General features: G+C 62.6%; 21 protein-coding genes. 19 read left to right on the forward strand and 2 right to left on the reverse strand.

The annotated features are described in order from the left end of the window. The first annotated feature begins 281 nt into the window (after window positions 1-281). The 12 genes from secY to eccB all read left to right on the forward strand — a co-directional run bounded on the left by secY (window position 282) and on the right by eccB (window position 9,886). The gene (gene secY / locus HMPREF2537_RS08630) at window positions 282-1,607 is read left to right on the forward strand and encodes a preprotein translocase subunit SecY (protein WP_070527826.1); all 1,326 of its coding nucleotides are present in this window, start codon (window positions 282-284) and stop codon (window positions 1,605-1,607) included. Further along, window positions 1,607-2,152, forward strand: coding sequence for an adenylate kinase (locus tag HMPREF2537_RS08635; RefSeq protein WP_070527829.1), 546 nt, complete (start codon window positions 1,607-1,609; stop codon window positions 2,150-2,152). Before secY ends, HMPREF2537_RS08635 begins: the two co-directional genes overlap by 1 nt. Before the next feature lie 14 nt (window positions 2,153-2,166). Further along, window positions 2,167-2,961 carry a type I methionyl aminopeptidase gene (map, locus tag HMPREF2537_RS08640; RefSeq protein ID WP_070527832.1) on the forward strand — a complete coding sequence of 265 codons (795 nt, stop codon included), beginning with the start codon at window positions 2,167-2,169 and terminating at the stop codon, window positions 2,959-2,961. Window positions 2,962-3,013: 52 nt separating this feature from the next. After that, a complete protein-coding gene (locus tag HMPREF2537_RS08645; protein ID WP_070527835.1) occupies window positions 3,014-3,805 on the forward strand; it encodes a L,D-transpeptidase in 792 nt (263 codons plus the stop codon). A gap of 223 nt (window positions 3,806-4,028) precedes the next feature. After that, the gene (gene infA, locus HMPREF2537_RS08650) at window positions 4,029-4,247 is read left to right on the forward strand and encodes a translation initiation factor IF-1 (RefSeq protein WP_003854422.1); all 219 of its coding nucleotides are present in this window, start codon (window positions 4,029-4,031) and stop codon (window positions 4,245-4,247) included. A 185-nt stretch (window positions 4,248-4,432) separates the two neighbouring features. Next, window positions 4,433-4,801 carry a 30S ribosomal protein S13 gene (gene rpsM, locus HMPREF2537_RS08655; RefSeq protein ID WP_039673764.1) on the forward strand — a complete coding sequence of 123 codons (369 nt, stop codon included), beginning with the start codon at window positions 4,433-4,435 and terminating at the stop codon, window positions 4,799-4,801. Window positions 4,802-4,804: 3 nt separating this feature from the next. Beyond that, window positions 4,805-5,209, forward strand: a complete 405-nt coding sequence (gene rpsK / locus HMPREF2537_RS08660; RefSeq protein ID WP_010189540.1) for a 30S ribosomal protein S11 — start codon at window positions 4,805-4,807, stop codon at window positions 5,207-5,209. Window positions 5,210-5,230: 21 nt separating this feature from the next. Next, a complete protein-coding gene (gene rpsD, locus HMPREF2537_RS08665) occupies window positions 5,231-5,836 on the forward strand; it encodes a 30S ribosomal protein S4 (RefSeq protein ID WP_010189536.1) in 606 nt (201 codons plus the stop codon). Between the two features lie 69 nt (window positions 5,837-5,905). Beyond that, entirely contained in the window at window positions 5,906-6,916 is a 1,011-nt protein-coding gene (locus tag HMPREF2537_RS08670) for a DNA-directed RNA polymerase subunit alpha (RefSeq protein WP_010189530.1), read from the forward strand. 78 nt (window positions 6,917-6,994) lie between these two features. Beyond that, window positions 6,995-7,474 (forward strand): 50S ribosomal protein L17, encoded by a 480-nt coding sequence (rplQ, locus tag HMPREF2537_RS08675; RefSeq protein ID WP_070527838.1) that lies wholly within the window; start codon window positions 6,995-6,997, stop codon window positions 7,472-7,474. Window positions 7,475-7,711: 237 nt separating this feature from the next. After that, window positions 7,712-8,572, forward strand: coding sequence for a tRNA pseudouridine(38-40) synthase TruA (gene truA / locus HMPREF2537_RS08680; RefSeq protein ID WP_070527841.1), 861 nt, complete (start codon window positions 7,712-7,714; stop codon window positions 8,570-8,572). Window positions 8,573-8,626: 54 nt separating this feature from the next. After that, the gene (gene eccB, locus HMPREF2537_RS08685; protein WP_070527844.1) at window positions 8,627-9,886 is read left to right on the forward strand and encodes a type VII secretion protein EccB; all 1,260 of its coding nucleotides are present in this window, start codon (window positions 8,627-8,629) and stop codon (window positions 9,884-9,886) included. Here the strand turns inward: eccB and HMPREF2537_RS08690 are convergent. Both HMPREF2537_RS08690 and eccD read right to left on the reverse strand, forming a co-directional pair. Further along, window positions 9,846-11,021, reverse strand: a complete 1,176-nt coding sequence (locus HMPREF2537_RS08690) for a S8 family serine peptidase (protein ID WP_070527846.1) — start codon at window positions 11,019-11,021, stop codon at window positions 9,846-9,848. The two genes, eccB and HMPREF2537_RS08690, sit on opposite strands and share 41 nt — an antisense overlap. After that, a complete protein-coding gene (eccD, locus tag HMPREF2537_RS08695) occupies window positions 11,018-12,349 on the reverse strand; it encodes a type VII secretion integral membrane protein EccD (RefSeq protein ID WP_070527849.1) in 1,332 nt (443 codons plus the stop codon). The genes HMPREF2537_RS08690 and eccD overlap by 4 nt, the downstream gene beginning before the upstream one ends. A gap of 129 nt (window positions 12,350-12,478) precedes the next feature. Here eccD and eccCa point away from each other — a divergent pair, with 129 nt between their 5' ends. The 7 genes from eccCa (at window position 12,479) to glmM (ending at window position 21,110) form a co-directional block, all read left to right on the forward strand. After that, window positions 12,479-16,207: a type VII secretion protein EccCa gene (gene eccCa / locus HMPREF2537_RS08700; protein WP_246820276.1), complete on the forward strand. Its 3,729-nt coding sequence runs from the start codon at window positions 12,479-12,481 to the stop codon at window positions 16,205-16,207. Beyond that, window positions 16,204-17,328, forward strand: coding sequence for a type VII secretion-associated protein (locus HMPREF2537_RS08705; RefSeq protein ID WP_070527855.1), 1,125 nt, complete (start codon window positions 16,204-16,206; stop codon window positions 17,326-17,328). Before eccCa ends, HMPREF2537_RS08705 begins: the two co-directional genes overlap by 4 nt. A gap of 179 nt (window positions 17,329-17,507) precedes the next feature. Continuing rightward, window positions 17,508-17,825 (forward strand): WXG100 family type VII secretion target, encoded by a 318-nt coding sequence (locus tag HMPREF2537_RS08710; protein WP_010189512.1) that lies wholly within the window; start codon window positions 17,508-17,510, stop codon window positions 17,823-17,825. 70 nt (window positions 17,826-17,895) lie between these two features. Next, on the forward strand, window positions 17,896-18,183 hold the full coding sequence (locus HMPREF2537_RS08715; RefSeq protein WP_010189507.1) for a WXG100 family type VII secretion target: 288 nt from the start codon (window positions 17,896-17,898) through the stop codon (window positions 18,181-18,183). A 431-nt stretch (window positions 18,184-18,614) separates the two neighbouring features. Continuing rightward, window positions 18,615-19,058, forward strand: a complete 444-nt coding sequence (gene rplM, locus HMPREF2537_RS08720; protein WP_010189505.1) for a 50S ribosomal protein L13 — start codon at window positions 18,615-18,617, stop codon at window positions 19,056-19,058. Next, window positions 19,058-19,594 carry a 30S ribosomal protein S9 gene (rpsI, locus tag HMPREF2537_RS08725; RefSeq protein WP_010189504.1) on the forward strand — a complete coding sequence of 179 codons (537 nt, stop codon included), beginning with the start codon at window positions 19,058-19,060 and terminating at the stop codon, window positions 19,592-19,594. Before rplM ends, rpsI begins: the two co-directional genes overlap by 1 nt. 172 nt (window positions 19,595-19,766) lie before the next feature. Then, window positions 19,767-21,110, forward strand: coding sequence for a phosphoglucosamine mutase (gene glmM / locus HMPREF2537_RS08730; RefSeq protein ID WP_070527858.1), 1,344 nt, complete (start codon window positions 19,767-19,769; stop codon window positions 21,108-21,110). Window positions 21,111-21,158: the final 48 nt, after the last annotated feature.

Consider the following 21,158-nt stretch of genomic DNA (forward strand, 5'->3'; position numbering starts at 1 on the left):
AATCTTGTAAGGACATTGCCGCGAAGCAACACGGACCATGGTAGGCCCGATCCATAAATGGCGCTAAGGGAGGGGATATGTCCTCCTGGTTAGGGCGGCGTAAACGGGGTCAATGTGGCGAAAGTGGCCGAGGCTGGTAGGGTAATGGGGTCAAAAGTGTTCAACCGTTCCTATGAGAGACCTTAAAAAGGCTCTTAACTTTTGGGAACAGATGAGATCCACCCCCGTGCGCGGCGAATTCGAACCGCACAACAAGCGCGGTAGGCCAGGAGGATTAAGTAGTGTCCGCCATTTTGCAGGCTTTCAAAGATGCCGACCTGCGTAAGAAGATCATCTTCACGCTCGTGTTGATTATCCTCTACCGCGTTGGCGCACAGATCCCGTCGCCGGGCGTTGATTACGCCACCATCGCCGGCCGTCTTCGTGACCTCACGGAGGAAGCAGGCAACCTTTACTCGGTGATCAACCTGTTCTCCGGTGGTGCGCTGCTGCAGCTGTCCATCTTCGCCATCGGCATCATGCCGTACATTACGGCGTCGATTATCGTGCAGCTGCTCACCGTGGTTATTCCCCACTTCGAGCAGCTGAAGAAGGAGGGGCAATCCGGTCAGGCCAAGATGACGCAGTACACGCGCTACCTCACCCTGGCGCTGGCGCTGCTGCAGTCTTCGGGCATCGTAGCTCTGGCGGACCGCGAGCAGCTCTTGGGACAAGGCGTGCGTGTCCTGGCGGAGGACCGTAACTTCTTCACCCTCATCGTGCTCGTGATCACCATGACCTCCGGCGCCATCCTCGTCATGTGGATGGGTGAGTTGATTACTGAGAAGGGCATCGGCAACGGTATGTCGCTGATGATCTTCGCCGGTATCGCTACCCGCCTTCCTACCGACGGTGTCAACATCTTCCAGAACAATGGCGGCCTGGTCTTCGCCATGGTTCTTACCGGTCTCATCGTCCTCGTTGTGGGCATTACCTTCATCGAGCAGGGCCAGCGCCGCATCCCGGTGCAGTACGCCAAGCGTATGGTGGGACGCCGCCAGTACGGTGGTTCCTCCACCTACCTGCCGCTCAAGGTCAACCAGGCCGGCGTTATCCCGGTCATCTTCGCTTCCTCGCTGATCTACATGCCGGTGCTCATCACTCAGATCGTCAACTCCGGTTCCCCGGGCGTGTCCGATAACTGGTGGCAGCGCAACGTCATTGCACACTTGCAGGCGCCGAGCTCCTGGCAGTACATCGTTCTCTACTTCGTGCTCACCATCTTCTTCTCCTACTTCTACGTGTCGGTTCAATATGACCCGGCCGAGCAGGCGGAGAACATGAAGAAGTATGGTGGATTTATCCCGGGCATCCGCCCGGGCCGACCGACCGCCGAGTACCTAGGTTTCGTCATGAACCGTCTGTTGTTCGTCGGCTCGATCTACCTAGCGGTTATCGCCGTCCTTCCAAATATCCTCCTGGATCTCGGAATCGGCAGCGCTGGTGCCGCCGGCACCTCCGCTTTCGGTGGTACCGCCATCCTCATTATGGTCTCGGTGGCCCTGACCACGGTCAAGCAAATCGAGTCCCAGCTCCTACAATCCAACTACGAAGGACTACTTAAGTAATGCGTTACGTACTCCTTGGCCCTCCCGGTGCCGGCAAGGGCACCCAAGCCGCTCTCCTCAGCGAGAAGCTCGGCGTTCCGCACATCTCCACCGGTGACCTCTTCCGCGCCAACATTGGTGAGGGCACCCCACTCGGCGTCGAGGCCAAGTCCTACATCGACGCCGGCAAGTTGGTGCCGACTGACGTCACCGCCCGCATGGTGGAGGATCGCCTCAACCAGGATGACGCCAAGGACGGCTTCCTTCTTGATGGCTTCCCGCGCACCGTGGAGCAGGCCGACATCCTGGAGAAGCTCCTCGCTGACAAAGGCCTGAAGCTCGATGGCGTCCTCAACTTTGAGGTGTCCGAGGACGTCGTGGTCGAGCGCATGCTTGCTCGTGGCCGCGCGGACGACACCGAGGAGACCATCCGCACCCGCCTGGGTGTCTACCGTGAGGAGACCTTCCCGCTCATCGAGCACTACGGCGATGCCATCATCTCCATCAAGGCTGAAGGCAACGTTGAGGACATCAACGAGCGCACCCTTCAGGCGATGGGCAAGTAGCTCATCCTTTAGCCATGGCTTTTCGACGACGCACTAAGACCATCCCTGCTCGCACCCCGGGCGAGCTCGACGCCATGCAGGCGGCAGGCGAAATCGTCGGCCGCGCCCTGCAGGCGGTGCGTGCCGCCGCCGTAGTGGGAGTGAGCACGCTCGAGCTCGATGAAGTAGCCGAGCAAACCATTCGGGATGCAGGCGCTGTGCCCACCTTCAAGGGCTATGGCGGATTCCCGGGCTCTATTTGTGCGTCCGTCAATGACGTAATTGTCCATGGTATCCCCACCAAGGATCTCCTTCTTGCGGAAGGAGATCTTGTTTCCATCGACTGCGGCGCCACGCTCGACGGCTGGGTGGGGGATAGTGCGTGGACGTTTGGCGTCGGCAAGCTCAGCCCTGAGGCGCAGGCGCTGAGCGACGCCACCGAATGGGTCCTATACGAAGGCCTCAAGGCCATGGTTCCCGGCAACCGGCTTACCGACGTCTCCGCAGCCCTCGAGCAGGCCACCTACCGCGCCGAGGATAAATTCGGCGTCGAGCTATTCATCGTTGATGGCTACGGCGGCCACGGTATTGGCCGTGAGATGCACGAAGAGCCTTACCTGGCTAATGAAGGTAAGGCGGGGCGTGGGCCCATCATTCAGAAGGGCTCCGTTCTCGCCATTGAGCCGATGCTGACTCTGGGCACCGAGGACAACGAAGTCCTCGAGGATGATTGGACTGTCGTGACGCTCGACGGTTCACTGTCTGCCCACTGGGAGCACACGGTGGCGGCCACGGAGAATGGTCCTCGTATCCTGACTCAACGTTTTTAAAACCTGTGTCCTGGGTAGGCATTTCGCCTAAAGAAGGTTTATACTTCTTGCCATGTCTAAGATTCGCTCCCTAGTTGGCGCCCGTTCCCTACATCGCGCCACCGCAATTGGCCTGGTAACCGCCACTCTCTCGGTTGCTCCAGCCGCCAACGCACAGACGGTTCCTTCGATCGAAACCCTGTCCTCCGACGTTCAGACCCAGCTTGATGAGTTCGCTGGCCAGACCCGCGAGAACGCGTGGAATAGCCGCAACCAGATGCTGGAGACGCTCCAGAGCGTTAACCCGCAGGCGGCTGACGCTCTCCGCCCGGTTATCGATGGTGCTATCGAGCTGATTTTCCCGGGTCTGATTGACCAGAAGAACGCTGAGATCCGCGCCGCTCGCGAAGCTGAAGAGCGCGCCCACGCTGAGCAGATTGCTCGCGAGAAGGTCGCCGCTGAGGAAGCCGCCCGCAAGGCTGAGGCCGAGCGTCAGGCCCAGCGCTTCGATGTTGGCCCGTGCCCGGCGGATGCACGCATCTGTGTGGACCGCGATGGCCGCCGCACCTGGCTGCAGGACGGCAACGGCAACGTCACCTACGTCGCGCAGGGTATGTCTACCGGTAAGCCGGGTGAGGAGACCCCAGCCGGTACCTTCTACATCAACCGTAAGATCAAGGACGAGATCTCCTGGGAGTTCGGTAACGCTCCGATGCCCTACGCCATGTACTTCACCAACAATGGCCACGCCTTCCACGAGGGTTCCCCGGCATACCAGTCCAATGGCTGCGTGCGCCTGACCCACCAGGATGCCGTGCGCTACTGGAATGATGTGCCGATGGGCTCCAAGGTCTTCATTTACTAAGATGTAGCGGTGAGCGAGTCACCGCTACATAGCATCAGCCTCCCGCACCATGTGGTGACGGGAGGTTTCTGCATTTGGAAAACCCGTCTTCGCAGCGTATGCTCTAATGCTGGTGTCTGTACGCAGCCGAAGTGGTTGCTGGAGGCACCAGGCAGTAGACACCAAACATGCAGGTGGGGACGGCGCCAAGCGCGGCACGCACTCCACCAGAAAAGTAGAGGTTATGGCTAAGGAAGGCGCAATCGAGGTTGAGGGTCGCATCGTTGAACCCCTGCCCAACGCAATGTTCCGCGTCGAACTCGACAACGGACACAAGGTACTCGCCCACATCTCGGGCAAGATGCGTCAGCACTACATCCGCATCCTCCCAGAGGACCGCGTTGTTGTGGAGCTGTCTCCTTATGACCTGACCCGCGGACGCATCGTCTACCGCTACAAGTAAAGACTGTAAGCCTCCTCACCCACGGGACGCACTAGCTGCGTCCTTTTTTACCTCAGGCTGCGATGGCCTGAGCCCACGCTGCTAAGCATGCCCACAGTTCCCCGGCACGGCCCGGGGCAAAGTGTATGTGTGGCGGGGGACGGATGTGGAGAAAACCATCGTAACAACCCGAAAGGACTAGCCATATGGCACGTCTAGCTGGTGTTGACCTCCCGCGCAACAAGCGCATGGAGGTTGCTCTCACCTACATCTACGGCATCGGGCCTTCCCGTGCCAAGGAACTGCTGGAAAAGACCGGCATTTCTCCCGACCTGCGCACCGACAACCTCGACGACGATCAGCTGTCGGCGCTGCGTGACGTCATTGAGGCTACCTGGAAGGTAGAGGGTGACCTCCGCCGCCAGGTTCAGGCTGATATCCGTCGCAAGATTGAAATCGGTTGCTACCAGGGCATCCGCCACCGTCGTGGCCTGCCCGTTCGTGGTCAGCGCACCAAGACCAACGCTCGTACGCGCAAGGGTCCGAAGAAGACGATCGCAGGAAAGAAGAAGTAAAACATGCCACCCAAGACTCGTTCCGGCGCGCGCCGTGGTGGTCGTCGCGTCGTAAAGAAGAACGTGGCCGCTGGCCACGCATACATCAAGTCCACCTTCAACAACACCATCGTGTCCATCACGGACCCGCACGGTGCTGTCATCTCCTGGGCATCCTCCGGCCACGTCGGCTTCAAGGGTTCCCGTAAGTCCACCCCGTTCGCAGCGCAGATGGCTGCTGAGAACGCGGCCCGCAAGGCCATGGACCACGGTATGAAGAAGGTTGACGTTTTCGTCAAGGGTCCGGGCTCCGGCCGCGAGACCGCAATCCGTTCCCTGCAGGCTGCAGGCCTCGAGGTTTCCTCGATCACGGATGCCACCCCACAGCCGCACAACGGCTGCCGTCCGACCAAGCGCCGCAAGGTTTAAGGGAAAGGAAGAGGTAAGAAAATGGCTCGTTATACTGGCCCCGCTACCCGCGTATCCCGCCGTCTGCGCGTCGACCTGGTCGGCGGCGACATGGCATTTGAGCGCCGCCCGTACCCCCCGGGACAGGCTGGCCGCAACCGCATCAAGGAATCTGAGTACCTGCTGCAGCTCCAGGAGAAGCAGAAGGCCAAGTACACCTACGGTGTGCTGGAGCGTCAGTTCCGCCGCTACTACGCCGAGGCTAACCGTCTCCCGGGCAAGACCGGTGACAACCTCGTCGTTCTGCTCGAGTCCCGTCTCGACAACGTGATCTACCGTGCAGGTCTGGCCAACACCCGCCGCCAGGCTCGCCAGCTTGTCTCCCACGGTCACTTCACCGTGAACGGCAAGAAGATCAACGTTCCTTCCTTCCGCGTTACGCAGTACGACATCATCGATGTTCGTGAGCGTTCCCAGAAGATGGAATGGTTCGAAGAGGCTCAGGACCGCCTGGTAGACGCCAACGTTCCGGCGTGGCTGCAGGTCGTTCCGGACACCCTGCGCATCCTCGTGCACCAGCTGCCCGAGCGCGCTCAGATCGACGTTCCGCTGCAGGAGCAGCTCATCGTCGAGCTTTACTCGAAGTAATCCTTCGACACTTTCATCTTTACCCCTTCTACCGGCGTCATATAGCGGGCGCCGACAAGGAGAAACTCCATGCTTATTTCCCAGCGTCCTCAGCTCACCGAGGAATTCATCGACTCGTCTCGCTCTAAGTTCGTTATCGAGCCGCTTGAGCCGGGCTTCGGTTACACCCTTGGCAACTCGCTTCGTCGCACGCTGCTTTCGTCCATCCCGGGCGCGGCAGTAACCTCCATCAAGATTGACGGTGTGCTCCACGAGTTCACCACCATCAATGGTGTGAAGGAAGACGTTTCCGAGATCATCCTGAATGTCAAGGGTTTGGTTCTGTCCTCCGACTCCGATGAGCCGGTCGTGATGTACCTGAGCAAGGAAGGCCCGGGTGAGGTCACTGCAGGCGATATCCAGCCGCCGGCTGGCGTGGAGATCCACAACTCGGATCTGCACATCGCATCGCTGAATGAGTCCGCCAAGCTGGAGATGGAACTCGTCGTCGAGCGCGGCCGTGGCTACGTCCCGGCTGCTGCTACCTCGGGAGAGATCGGCCGCATTCCGGTCGACCAGATCTACTCCCCGGTGCTGAAGGTCTCCTACAAGGTCGAAGCTACTCGTGTTGAGCAGCGTACCGACTTTGACAAGCTGATCATCGACGTCGAGACCAAGAACTCGATTTCCGCACGCGACGCCCTGGCTTCCGCCGGCGGCACCCTGGTCGAGCTCTTCGGCCTGGCTCGCGAGCTGAACACCGCCGCTGAGGGCATCGAGATTGGCCCGTCCCCGCAGGAGACGGAGTACATCGCTGCATACAGCATGCCGATCGAGGATCTGAACTTCTCCGTCCGCTCCTACAACTGCCTGAAGCGTCAGGAAATCCACACCGTTGGTGAGCTCGCTGAGTGCACCGAATCGGACCTGCTGGATATCCGCAACTTCGGTCAGAAGTCGATCAATGAGGTAAAGATCAAGCTGGCTAACTTGGGCCTGGCTCTCAAGGACACCCCTGAGGACTTCGACCCGACCCAGCTGGAAGGTTACGACGCAGAAACCGGTGACTTCAAGGACCCGGCTTCCGACGATTCCGAGTAAAGAATTCCACTGAATCGTGACGGCGCGGCAACCGCGCCCCGTCGCGCGCTCAATTAATCCGCACACGAGGAGTACATAATGCCTACCCCCAAGAAGGGTCCGCGTCTCGGCGGCTCCGCCAGCCAGCAGAAGCACCTGCTGAGCAACATGGCTGCGAGCCTGATCGAGCACGGCGCAATCAAGACCACCGATGCCAAGGCGAAGGTTCTTCGTCCGTACATCGAGAAGATCATCACCAAGGCGAAGGCCGGCACCGTTGCCGACCGTCGCGCAGTTCTCAAGCTCATCCCGCACAAGGATGTCGTTGCCCACCTCTTTGATGAGCTGGCACCGAAGTTCGAGAACCGTGAGGGTGGCTACACCCGCATCATCAAGCTGGAGAACCGCTCCGGCGACAACGCCCCGATGTCCCAGATCTCCCTCGTTCTCGAGGAGACCGTGACCTCCGAGGCAAACCGCGCTACCCGCGCTGCCGCCTCCAAGCAGGCCGAGGAAGCTAAGGCTGAAGAGGCTGAGGCTGAGTCCGCTGAGGCTGAGGAGACCACCGAGGAGAAGTAATTCTTCTTTAGGTCTTAAAGGGCCCGCGCTCACCATCATAGTGGGGCGCGGGCCTTTGCCGTTTTCTGCGCCCTGGGCGGACGGCCTTGTGGCGCAAAGAGGGGAGCCGTGCTCTGGATGACGTACCGTTTTAACAAATAGTGACCTGAAAACTGCAGTTTTTGGACGCATATTTGTTAAAACCGACCTCGGATGCAGCCTGCATGGCACTTCCGGCGCACGGTATCATCAACCTCCATGAGTGAAAGCGTTCGCCTGCGTCTTGACCTGGCCTATGACGGCACCGACTTCCACGGGTGGGCCCGTCAAAAGGACGGCCTGCGCACCGTGCAGCAGACCGTTGAAGAAAAGCTGAGCATGGTGTTGCGCCACCCGGTGGAGCTCACCGTGGCCGGGCGCACCGATGCGGGCGTGCATGCCAGCGGCCAAGTAGCCCACTTCGACACCACCCGCGCGGCGTTAAGCCAACGCAGCATCGACGGCGAGCCGGACAAGTTGGTTAGGCGGTTGGGTAAGCTGCTGCCTGTCGACGTCCGCGTCCACGCCTGCACCGAAGTATCGTCCGATTTCGATGCGCGCTTCTCGGCCTTAAGCCGCCACTACGTCTACCGCATTACGACGCACCCACGCGGGGCGCTTCCCACTCGTGCGCGCGATACCGCGACCTGGTTCAAGACCGTCGACCTGGATCTGATGCAGGCCGCCGCCGACCAGCTGGTGGGCCTCAATGACTTTGTGGCGTTCTGCAAGGCCAAGCCGCACGCAACTACCATTCGCGAGCTGCTCGCCTTCGAGTGGAAGGATGTCTCTACGCCTGCCGAGCCGCAGCTTTATGAGGCGCACGTGAGTGCCGATGCCTTTTGCTGGTCCATGGTGCGCTGTCTCGTAGGTTGCTGCCTGCGGGTGGGCGAAGGGTCCCGCAACGTGGAGTTCGCAGCCCAGATGCTCAAAGAAACCAGCAGGTCTTCCCAGATTCCCCTTGCTCCGGCAGCGGGTTTGAGCCTAGTCGGCGTGGACTATCCCGATGCGGACCAGTTGGCCGCGCGTGCGGAGATGACCCGCAGCCGTCGCGCTGCGGAGGATACCGAGTTGGGTTAATCTAGAACCCACTGCGCCGTGGGAGGGTGGCGCACTGATTCGGGGAGGATTCTCATGGCACGCGCGTTGCCAACGACCAAGGCCCAGGTATCGGGCCACAAGTTCCTGCTTCGTCGACTCGAGCACGGGCTGGTGTTCGGGGATATCCGCATGATTCATGATCCGCTCAAGCGGCGCCGACGAGCGCTGCTCGGTGGGGTAGCCGCAGTGGCCTTCTTGAGTCTTGGATCGGGGCTCATCGCCTGGATGCAGCCGGACCCGCAACCCGGCGATGCACCCGTGGTGCGCTCCGCCGAGGGGCAGCTCCTGGCGCTGGTGAATGGGACGTACCATCCGGTGGCCAACCTAGCTTCGGCCAGGCTCATCGCCAACGAACCAGTCGAGCCCCAGGCTGCTGGTTCAAGCTTCCTGGAGCAGATGAACCTGGGTACCCCACTGGGAATTGCGGATGCTCCAAACCTCTTAGGTGCGGCAACGGGGGAGGAGTCAGGCTGGGCGGCCTGCCTGGAGGAATCAACTCAAGGCGAGAACTGGCAGTCCAGCAGCCGTGTTGGCACCGTGACCGTGGTGGCACATCGCAGCGTTTTAGCCTTCGATGCGGAGCACGCCGCCGTGGTGGAATCCGATAACACCCAGTGGTTGCTCACCGGCCAGGGGCGCGTCGTGTTGCCGGAGGCCACGAGCACGCAGGGCCGGGTCCTGCGCCGAGCGTTGGGGATGACCGCGGATACTGCCGTGTGGAGCATGCCTGAGGAGGTGCTCAATGCCTTCGCAGAACTGGAGTCGTTGAGCTTCCCGGCCGCACCACCGGAGATCCTCGATACCGGCGAGCAGCTGTGGGCGCGTACGGAGCAAGGCGTCTTTTCTATCACGCCCACCCAGGCGGAGATGCTCGTTGGCGTGGGGGCCCAGCGCCTGCCCGCACAGGCACAGGAGGTAGCCGCGCTGGGCGACGTCCCACCGACCTTCAACCTGCCCACCACCCGTGTGGACTTCCTGTCTCCTGAGCAAGGCTGGTTGTGTGCCACTCACGAGCAGGGTGCTGGCACGCTGCGGCCAGTGGCGTCAACGGTGGACCTACCGGGAGATTCGCCCGCGCACCGTTTCGCTGGTCTCCAAGCTGGCGTAGGCGTGGATAGCGGGCACGGCTATCACGTGGTGTCCGCTACCGGCAGGCGCCACGAGCTGGCTGGTGCCGCGGAGCTGAGCGCACTGGGCGTGGAGGAACCGGAACAGGTGCCGTGGGAGATCCTGCGCCTGCTGCCGGAAGGCTCTACCTTAAGCCGCGCGGAGGCCTTAAAGGCTGAGCACTGAAAACCGCCACGAGGATGGGCATGCCCAGGGCCCCGAGGAGCACACGCACCTGTGGCCAGGCCGTGTTCTCAGTCGTCGCCGTTGGTGTGACCGCAAATGAGCGCTCCCCACGGGCTTCGCTCGCGGGCCGGTAGGTCACCGCCGTGAGCGGATCAACCACCCCGTGGCCTGGCTCGGCCGAATCTACAATGCGCTGGCGCAGTTGTGCCGGGGAGTCCCCAGGGTAGCGCTGCACCAGCAACGCGAGAGTACCGCTGACCAGCGGCGCGGCAAAGGATGTGCCTTGAAAGGTAGCGTCGCCTTTTCCTGTGGCCCAGCCGCCACCGGGTTCAAGCGCAAGAGGGACGCTTCCTTCCGCGCTGAGGGGCGCGGCGATGGAGTACTCCGCGAGGTCGTGAGGCGTGGCTAAAGCGCCGACCGCGAGGACGGTATCGGACTCGGCGGGGAAGACCACGTCATCCTTTTCGCAGCCGCCAGCCGTGGCGTTTCCCGACGCCGCCACGACCACCGCCCCAGCCTCTTCCGCGCGGCGAAGCGCGGCATCCACACCAGCGCGGTCCACCCGCGCCGCGGCATCCGGCGGAACGCAGGAGACCACGGAGACGTTGATGACTTGCGCGCCCGCGTTGACGGCATCCTCGATGGCAGCGGCCAGGCTGGCTAGTGTGCCGGTGCCACCTCGTTCAGCGTCACCGTTCTCTGCTGCTTGCGCTTGGTAATGCGAGCTGGTCTGCCGGATGGAGTAGATGTCCGCATCCGGAGCCACACCGAGTTCCTTACCTGCGATGACGCCGGCCACCACCGTTCCGTGCAGGTCACAGTCCCGCAGCGGGTCTGGCTCCTCCGGGGTAACGAAGTCTGCTCCTGGTGACACGCGCAGCTGCGGGTGGGCGGCCACCCCAGTGTCGATGACCGCGACCTTCACCCCAGCACCCGTGGCGAAAGAATGCAGCCGCGACCGGTACTCTGAGTACTGCGCGGAGGGCTGTGGACCTGCCGTGGCGAGCGTGGCCTTCGCGCAGGCGGTATCCGGTTCGCGGGCGATGGCTACCGGCGCACACAGAGCACTGGTACCCCAAGCCAGGCAAACACCAAGCGCAGCGCCGACAGCGCCTATTCGGATCAGCGTTGTCATGATCCCAACCCCCGAATGAACTCGAAGAGCCCAGCCAGGTGCGCGGCGAGCGGCAAACAAGCGGCGAGCGCGAGCGCCTCGGCGCGCTCGAACCACACGATGGTGGTCGGCTCAATCTGCTGTAGTTTGCCTGCCCACACAGGCACCGAGAGCATGGCCACAACGATGAGGCCTGCGATGACGCTGAGCACCCACGTTCCCGTGGCTGGGGTAGTAAGCAGCTGCCACTCGCGCAGAGGCACGGCCACCGCGGCACCGGCCGCGGCGAGGCCATAGATTCCCAGCGCCCACGCAGCGACGGGCCGGGCGTGACGTGCCGCATGCACGATGACCGCCCCAGCGATACTCACGCACAGTGTCTGGGAAGCAACCACGGTTGTGTCCGCGTGAGCGTTGAGCGCGACGAGAAAGAGGGAAGGAACGCCCGCCAGCGTGCAGCCCACTGCTATACCTTCGTAGGCCTGCCCGGCGCGCCGGGCTTTGAGTGAGTTATCCGTGGGCTCCTCATCCGAGATGCTCAAGTCCTGCCCGGCGGTGGGCAGTTGCGGCACTCGGAGGCCAGCAAGCCGCGTGGTCAGCAGGGGAGAGGCCGCGAGCAAGACCACGGTGGCGGCGAGCAACGGGGCGGGGCCAAGCAAGCCGACGAGCACGAGTAGGCACCACGTGGCAGCACTTGCCCGAGCGCGTAATCCGCCAATACGCACCACATGGGAGAGCACCGCCACAGCGCCCACGGCCGCCGCAGCACCTACGAGTGGTGCGGCCGGAATCACGGTTCCGGCTGGGCCAGCAGCGACAGGTGCACCAGCGGACAGCGCCCCCGCCAGGCCAGCAGCCACGTGGGCAGTCGCAAGCAGGGAACCGCGTCGGGTCCACGCCGCGAGCACGAGGCCGAGGAGTGCAGCGGTGGCACAACCAATCGAGGGAGATAGCGCGGCGGCGAGCAAGGCGCCGACGGCGCTAAGCCCTGCCACGCCCCAGAACCCGGCTAGACCAGACAGCTGCGTGGTCGAGGCCTCGGCAGCGAGTGCCTCTGCGGCATCCCGCACGATGGGCGCCGGTGTTGGCGCATCTGGGCTGAGCACCAGGATGGAGCCGTCTTCCAGACTGGTGCGGTCGAGTGGCGTGGTCATCGATATGGTCTTGCCCGCCGCGGTGGTGGCGCGCCAGAGGATGGGGGCGGGAGGGACGTCGACAAGCACGAGCAATTCCCCCAGCACCTCCCCGAGGCTGGAAGAAAGCGGTAGCGATACATCTGCTTCTTTGTGGGTCTGGCCTGCATGGATGCGGACGGTGACGTGAATGGAATGCGCGAGTGCGCGAGTCATGGAATATACCTCCCCCGAGAAATTTTTCTGGGCAACCCCTTGCCCATTGCCTCACATTGTGGCTTACTAGTGGCACGCTGTCCACCGTTTCAGGAGGCGGTGGAGTACTTCGGGGGGAAGGACTTTGACATGCGCGTACCCACACGCGTCGTTGGCACTGGGGTGGCGGCCTATCGGGAGCCAGCACCACCGTTGCCGCAGGGCAGCATTGACGCCGAGGCCGTGCCGGAGGCGGCCCGCGCCCAACCCGTACCGTTGGTTCGCCTGCTCATGCCGCTGGTGATGATCGCTGCCATGCTGGGCATGGTGGCGCTCATGGTTCTCGGGGCGGGGGATGCGCGCCGGATGAGTCCCATGAGCCTCATGTTCCCGCTCATGATGCTGGCCAGCATGGCCATGATGTTTAATCCACAGGGAGGCGGGCAGGATCCGGATGAGACCCGCCGGACCTACTTGCGCCACCTCAAGGCGCTGCGGGAGGAAGCGCTGGAGCGCGGGGCGGCGCAACGCGCGCACGAAGAACACCGCAACCCTGACCCTGAGCAGCTTGGCGCGTTGATTCCGACAACGCGGCTGTGGGAACGGGACGCGGATGCCCCGGACGCCTTGGAGGTGCGGGTGGGGACGGGGCCGATGGCCCTGTGCACGCCCATTAACGTGCCGGATTCGGGCGCGGCGGAGGACCTCGATCCGGTGTGCGCGGTGAGCCTGCGCCAGACCGTGCGCGCGGTGGGAACGCTGGCGGATATGCCGGTGGTCATCCAGCTGCAAGCCTTTCCCGTCGTCGGTCTGGCCGGTGAAGACGCCGCTGGGATGGCCCGTGCCCTGCTTTTACACCTGGCGGTGCTGCATGGCCCGGAGACCGTGGGCATTGAGTATCACGGTGCGGAATGGGAATGGTTGAAGTGGCTGCCGCATTCCAGGGATCCTGACCAGGCGCAGTTTCGCATCTGCGTCATGACGGAGAAACAAGGGCATAGCGGTGGTGAATTGCGCAGGGACGCGCTGGGGGATAGCCCCACAACCACCATCGCCGTGGGCGTAACACCTCATTCGCCGCTGGGCCGCCTCGCCGAGGAGGGAGGCATCTACCTGCGGGCGGAAGGTACGCTCTCCGTGGTTACTGCCGCGGGCGAGGAGGAGCTGGGAAGCTGCGCGCTTGTCGACGTCCCCACGGCCCTCCTCCTTGCCCGCACCCTCGCGCCCTATCACCGCCCGTTCGGCGGTGATGTCACGTCCACGCCTCGGCACGGTCGCAATGCGGATTTGCCCTCGTTGCTGGGATTCCGGGATGTGGATGCGCTCCAAGCCTCCGGCATGTGGCAGGGGCGCAGCCCTGCTGAGCGGCTGTGCGTGCCCATCGGTGTCGATGAGTCCGGGCACGCGCTGATGCTTGACTTAAAGGAGTCCGCCCAGGGCGGGATGGGACCGCATGGTCTATGCATTGGTGCCACGGGCAGCGGAAAATCGGAATTACTTCGCACGCTTGTCGTAGCCCTGGCCGCCACGCACAGCCCGGAGGAACTCAACCTCGTGCTCGTTGACTTCAAAGGTGGCGCCACCTTCTTGGGCTGTGAGGAACTGCCACATACCTCCGCCGTGATTACCAACCTGGAAGAAGAATCCACCCTGGTGGAGCGCATGTACGATGCCATCTCTGGCGAGATGAACCGCCGCCAGGAGCTGCTGCGCAAGGCAGGAAATTTTGCCAACGTCGGCGAATTCAACGCCTCCGCTGCTGCGGTGGCGGAGCACGGGCCGCTGCCGGCGCTGGTCATTGTGGTGGATGAGTTTTCTGAGCTGTTGGGGCAGCACCCGGACTTCGCAGAGCTCTTCGTTGCGGTGGGAAGGCTCGGCCGCTCGCTGCACGTGCACCTGCTGCTGGCCTCCCAGCGCTTGGAGGAAGGGCGCTTGCGGGGATTGGACTCGCACCTGTCTTATCGCATTGGGTTAAAGACTTTCTCCGCCGGGGAATCCCGCCAGGTCCTCGGCGTTCCCGATGCTTATCACCTCCCTGCCCAGCCGGGAGCCGGCTACCTCAAAACGGATGCCGATGCCCCCACGCGTTTTCAGGCTTCTTATGTTTCTGGCCCGGTCACGCGCCGGGTGGTTCGTGACGAAGCTGCTGCAACTACGCGGCGCTCCGCACGCGTCGAGCTCTTTACCGGGCACAGCGCGGCGGAGGAGGAGCTTGACTTTGCGGAGCTCGTGGACTCCTCGAGCACGCTCCTGGACACTGTGGTGGCTGGCGCCCGGGAGGAAGCTGCCCGGCGCGGCCAGTCGGCGCGGCGGATTTGGCTGCCGCCCTTGCCACCCGTGGTGGAGTTATCCAGCGTTGCTGCTCTGCGCACGGATCCGTCCGGCGCGGATGGCGGGCTGCGCGCGGAGGTGGGGCTTATTGATCGTCCCTATCACCAGCGCCAAGACCCGCTGACCGTGGATTTCACGACGGGCGGCGGGCACCTCGCATTGTGCGGCGGACCGCAGTCAGGCAAGTCGATGGCGCTGCGCAGTATCGCGTCCGGGATGGCCCTGTGGCATTCGCCAGACCAGGTGCGCTTTTATGTCATCGACTTGGGCGGTGGGCAGCTGCGGGTGCTGGACCGCCTGCCCCACGTGGCCGGGGTGGCCGGCCGCGAAGAACCGGAAAAGGTGCGGCGCATCGTCGATGAAGTCGCCGGCCTCGTGCGCCGCCCGGAAGCTCGCCACACCTTCTTGATCGTGGACGGCTGGCACCACATCGGCACCTCCGGGGCAGACTTTGAGGACTTAGCCGAGCCGATTACCCAGCTGGTCGCTGACGGTGCCTCCGCCCGCGTTCACGTCTTGATTGCGGCGGCGCGGTGGACCAGCCTGCGGCCATCGATTCGGGATCTCATCGCGGCCCGCCTTGAGCTGCGCTTGGGAGAAGCCATGGACTCCCTTATCGACCGCAAGGCGCAGCAGAAGCTGCCGGCCGCACCCGGGCGAGGGATCACTCTGGTGGGGGAGAACCTCCTTTTTGCAGCGACATCACCGCAGGATATCGCTCATATCTGCGGCGTGCATGCAGACGCCGAACCGGTCCCACCGCTGAAGATGCTACCCGCTGTGCTCACCGAATTGCCCGAGCCAGAAGAGGGCTCGTCATCAGGTGGGGTGGCCTGGGGAATCGGCGGGCCGGACCTCGAGGTCCTTGACTGGGATCCGGGCGTCCAGCCTCACCTCGTGTGCATTGGCTCCCAGGGCTCCGGCAAATCGCACTTTCTCAGCGTGATTCTCGCCGGGATCAGCCAGCTGAGCCGGGAGGAAGCCCGCCTGGTGGTCATCGATGAGCGCCGCGCGCATTTGGGGACGCTGGATGAGGAGATGGTGGCGGCCTATGGGGCGTCGGCAAGCGCGGCCACCCAAGCCATTCTCGATACGGTGCGCACCCTGGAGCAGCGACTCCCCGGCCCCGACGTCACCCCTGCCCAGCTGGCCGCTCGGAACTGGTGGGAGGGCCCAGATATTTACCTTGTCATCGATGACCTCGACTTGGTCAGTGAGATAGCGCTGGCACCTCTGCTGGAGCTCCTCCCGCACGCCCGCGACGTGGGGCTGCACCTGGTGCTCGCGCGCAAAGCCGGCGGCATCGGTCGCGCGATGTTCGGGCAGTTCCTCTCGGCGGTGCGGGACTTGCAGCCGGCGCTGCTGCTTCTCGACGCCGACCGTGACGAAGGCACCATCTTCGGCATCAAACCAACGGCATTGCCGCCCGGCCGCGGCCAATGGGTCGTCCGCGGCATATCCCAAGGCTTGGCGCAGGTCTATGTGCCAAGCGCCGATAGTTCACACAATTCACCACAGATCACAGACAACAAGGGAGAGAACCAATGACCGCGACGCATGCACTGCGAACCCCGACAACTGTACCTGAGACCACGCTCGTTATTACGGTGCTCGATGCCGCCACGATTTATGAAGGCCCAGAGACGATCTATCGCTATGACCTGCCCGGCACCGGAATCGCCGAAGGCTGGGCGCTGGAGGCCGTCCTCGACCAAGCCGAAAAGGTCTGCGGGGCGGAATGGCCGGATGTCAGCGTTGAGGTGGTGGCGGATTCCTCCGGAACGGAGATCAGTGTCGAGGCCGTGAGTATCCTGCGCCGTCAGCTTGCCGGCGCGGGCGCGACCGTGCAGGAACCAGAACCATCGCCGCCGCCCGTGTCTGTTGCGGCTAGTGCTGTACCGTCTTCTTCCCGTTTGGCCGTGGGCGCGCAGCACGAGGACCTTGAGGACGCGGCGACTGCCGAGCGGCCCCGGACTGCCCGGCGCGGGCGGTCGCACCGTGCGGCGGAATCCCGTTGGTCTGCGCTGTTGGGAGGTGTCGATCCCTTCTACATCGCCATCGCGGTCATGGTGCTCGTGGTGGCCGGGGTGTCCTGGTGGGCGGTGGGCCGCAAAGATGCGGCTGTGGCAGCGTCGACTCCTGATCAGACAGCTGAAAGAGCATCCGCCGCCCCCGGCACTTCGGGCACGGCCCCGAGTCCTGACAAGGAGGCGCAGCCCGAGGGCTCTGCTGAGGAGGCCGGTTCTCAGGAATCCGGAAGCAGGCAGCTGCGACCCGGTCAGCAGGCCATCGACGTGGAGGGAATGTCTCTGGTGCTTCCTCAAGGATTTCGCACCAGCGTGGAGGATGGTCTGGTCACCGCTGCCGGTGAAGACCCTAACCTGCGCATCCTCCTGGCTGCTGATCCACTTTTCAATGTGCCTGTCGACGTTTTGTTCACAGAGATTAAAGAGCAGATCGAATCCGATTCTGGCCTCCGTGATCCGGTAGAGGAGTCTGGACGGCTGACATATACCGAGGACCCCGGCGACGGCTCCCGGGTGACGTGGATGATGTGGGAAGACAAGGGCCATCAAATGTCCGTGGGCTGTCACACCAAGTTTGAGCCCAACGTCGTGCAGAAGGCTGCCTGCCGAATGGCGGCAGAATCGCTGGTCAAGAAGGACTAAGCGGGAAAGCTCTGCGAATCTCAAAGAATCTGAAACTTAGCGGGAACCGATGAGCCACTAGCTCAGTCCAATAAGGGTGAGAAGGACACAGGGTGCTTCTCGGGGGAAAGAAACACACACCAATCCCTAGGAATAAGGGATACGCCCCAAGGTAGGGAACAAGAAAGAAAGAGAAGGACATGACTCAAACGTTCCGCACAGAAGCCGACGTAATGGTGGCCACCGCTGGCCGCGTCGACTCCACCAACGACGAGGTACAGGGGGAGCTCACCCGTCTGCAGGGCGTTGTGGACTCCGTCCGTGGCAGCTGGGCAGGCCGCGCGCAGGTTTCCTTTGACAACCTGATGCAGCGCTATAACTCCTCCGCGCAGCAGCTGCGTGAGGCACTGACCGCCATCAGCGAGAACATCAGGGACAATGCCCGCAACTTTGATTCGGTCGAGGCTGATAACGCCCAGTCTTTCGAGAACGTTGGCGGCGCGGGCTTGGCCCTGTAAGTACTAGCTGCTTTCACTGACTACTGCACACGCTGAACCACGCACGAACACAGAAGAAAAGGAACACGCAATGTCTGGAATCAAGTATCAGTTTGGCGCCATCGCCGGTGCCGCCGCCGACATCAACTCCACCTCCGGCCGCATCAACGGGCTTCTCGGTGACCTCAAGTCCACCCTGCAGCCGATGGTTTCGACGTGGGAGGGAGATTCCGCTGCGGCATACAACGCAGCGCAGGCGAAGTGGGATAAGGCGGCCGCTGAGCTCAACACGGTGTTGGCAACCATCTCCACCACGGTCTCCCAGGGCAATGACAATATGAGCGACGTCAACCGCCGCGCTGCCGCCAGCTGGGGTTAAACCTCACCGGCTGTGAGCCTTGAGCTGGGTGCGCGGACACTTTCTGCCTGACCATTCACCACCATGAGCAGTGAGCGGGAGAAAGGCGCGGAGGCTAGGGGAGGGGCGCAGAGAATGGAAGGGCTGGACGCGCCACCTTGACCCACACCACCCTCCGCCCACTCAGTACAAGGCGCCGGTATCGCTTCTCATCAACGTATCTGTCTCGAACCCCCACCCCGAATTAGCCGGGATGGAGGCGTTGATGAGGGGCGATATCGGCGTTTTGGGTTTTCAAACTGCTACGTACTAAAGTGAAACACCTATGTGTCCGCACCCTTATTGACGTGGGTGCGCGCGTGCTGCAGGTCTCCACCGGCCGCTGTATGTACCGCGTAGGGGCTTACATAGCGATGGCCGGCAGTTCCGAGACAGACTTTCAAGGAGTCATTTTGTCTACTTTCCACCCGAAGAGCGGTGACATCACCCGCAAGTGGTACGTCATCGACGCTACCGACGTGGTTCTGGGCAAGCTCGCTTCCACCGTGGCTGACATGCTGCGTGGCAAGCACAAGCCCCAGTACGCACCGAACGTTGATTGCGGCGACCACATCATCATCCTGAATGCGGACAAGATCCACATTTCCTCCAACAAGCGCGAGCGCGAGATGCGCTACCGCCACTCCGGTTACCCGGGTGGCCTGAAGTCCATGACCCTTGGTCAGTCCCTGGACGCCAACCCGGTCCGCGTTATCGAGGAAGCTGTAAAGGGCATGATGCCGCACAACAAGCTTTCCAACGCCTCCATCAAGAAGCTGCACGTTTTCGTGGGCGAGGAGCACCCGTACGCCGGCCAGAAGCCGGAAACCTTTGAGTTTAAGCAGGTGGCACAGTAATGACCGAGCAGAACATCGACAACAATGTAGCCGACGCTGCCGACATCGCTGCAGCAACCGCCGCTACCGAGGAGTTCACCAACACCATCGGTGACTCCCTGGCAACCGATACCGAGGCTGAGGTTGAGACCGCTGCCCCGGCTATCCACGAGGGCCCGATCCAGACCGTTGGTCGCCGTAAGCGCGCCATCGCTCGCGTTCGCCTCGTTGCTGGTTCCGGCAACATCTCCGTCAACGGCCGCGCCTTTGACGAGTACTTCCCGAACAAGCTGCACCAGCAGGACATCCTGCTGCCGCTGACCATCCTCGAGCGCGAGGGTCAGTTCGACATCAAGGTCACCGTCAACGGTGGTGGCCCGACCGGTCAGGCCGGCGCCCTGCGTCTGGCTATCGCCCGCGCACTGAACATCTACAACCCGGCTGACCGCCCGGCCCTGAAGAAGGCCGGCCTGCTCACCCGCGATGCTCGTGCCGTGGAGCGCAAGAAGGCTGGTCTGCACAAGGCACGTCGTGCCCCGCAGTACTCCAAGCGTTAATCTTCGCTTACTGCATTTTCCGAAAGCCGCTGCTTCCCTTTCGTGGAGGCGGCGGCTTTTGCCATGCATGGCAGGGGCGGGGCGTGTTTCCTGCCATGTTGCGGGGTATAACCAAGTAGCAAAGGTGGACTGATCTGCGCCAAACAACGGGGAGCGGGCATAATGAACAACTATGACTCGACTTTTTGGAACCGATGGAGTTCGCGGCCTCGCGAACAAGAAGCTCACACCGATTCTCGCGCTGCGCTTGGGCCAGGCGGCGGCGGAAGTTCTTACTTCAGACCGTGAATCTTATGAGCGTCGCCCGCTCGCGATTATCGGGCGCGACCCGCGTGTGTCGGGCGAGATGCTGGATGCGGCGATTGCCTCAGGCTTGGCGTCGCGAGGCGTCGACGTCGTGCGCGTCGGCGTGCTGCCCACTCCGGCCATCGCGTTCCTTACCGATGACTTTGGGGCAGATCTCGGCGTGATGATCTCCGCCTCTCACAACCCGATGCCGGACAACGGCATCAAGTTCTTCTCCGCGGGAGGCAAGAAGCTGCCGGATGAGGTAGAGGATCGTATCCAGGCCGCCATGGACAACCTCACCGAAGACGGTCCGACTGCCACCAAGATTGGCCGCATTATCTCGGAGGCTCCCGACGGTCGCGAGCGCTACCTGAAGCACTTGGCAGAGGTCGTTACTACGGATCTCAGCGGCATCAAAGTGGTCGTTGACACCGCTAATGGCGCTGCCTCGAAGGTTGCACCGCAGGCCTATGAGGCTGCGGGCGCTGAGGTCGTGGCCATTCACAACAAGCCCAATGCTTTCAACATCAATGAGGATTGCGGTTCGACGCACATTGAGAAGACTCAGGAGGCCGTCGTCGAGCACGGCGCCGATCTGGGCCTAGCGCACGATGGTGACGCTGACCGCTGCCTGGCCGTGGATGCAGAGGGCAACGTCGTGGACGGTGACCAGATCATGGCAATCCTCGCCGTGGGCATGAAGGAGGAAAACGATCTCCGCTTCAACACCCTGGTGGCCACCGTGATGTCGAACCTGGGCCTGAAGCTGGCGATGCAGGAGCAGGGCATCGAGGTCAAGGAAACCGCCGTGGGTGACCGCTACGTGCTGGAAGAACTCAACCGCGGTGACTTCTCCCTGGGTGGCGAGCAGTCCGGCCACGTGGTGCTGCCGGATGATTGCACCACTGGTGATGGCACGCTGACCGGCTTGTCCATTATGGCGCGCATGGCCAAGTCCGGAAAGTCCCTCAAGGAGCTGGCCTCCGTGATGACGGTGCTGCCGCAAGTACTCATTAACGTTCCAGTGTCCGACAAGGCCGTCATTCTTAACGCCCCTGAGGTCAAGGAAGCTATCTCTGCTGCCGAAACGGAGCTCGGTGATACGGGCCGCGTTCTGCTGCGCCCGTCTGGCACGGAGGAGCTCTTCCGCGTCATGGTAGAGGCTGCTGAAAAGGAGCAGGCGCGCAAGGTCGCAGGCAAGCTTGCGGCCGTCGTCGCTGCAGTTTAGTTCTACTCACTTCATCACAACCCCAGGCTTCTGGCCTGGGGTTTCGCA

It is taken from the genome of Corynebacterium sp. HMSC074E01 (genome assembly GCF_001808885.1).
GTDB lineage: Bacteria > Actinomycetota > Actinomycetes > Mycobacteriales > Mycobacteriaceae > Corynebacterium.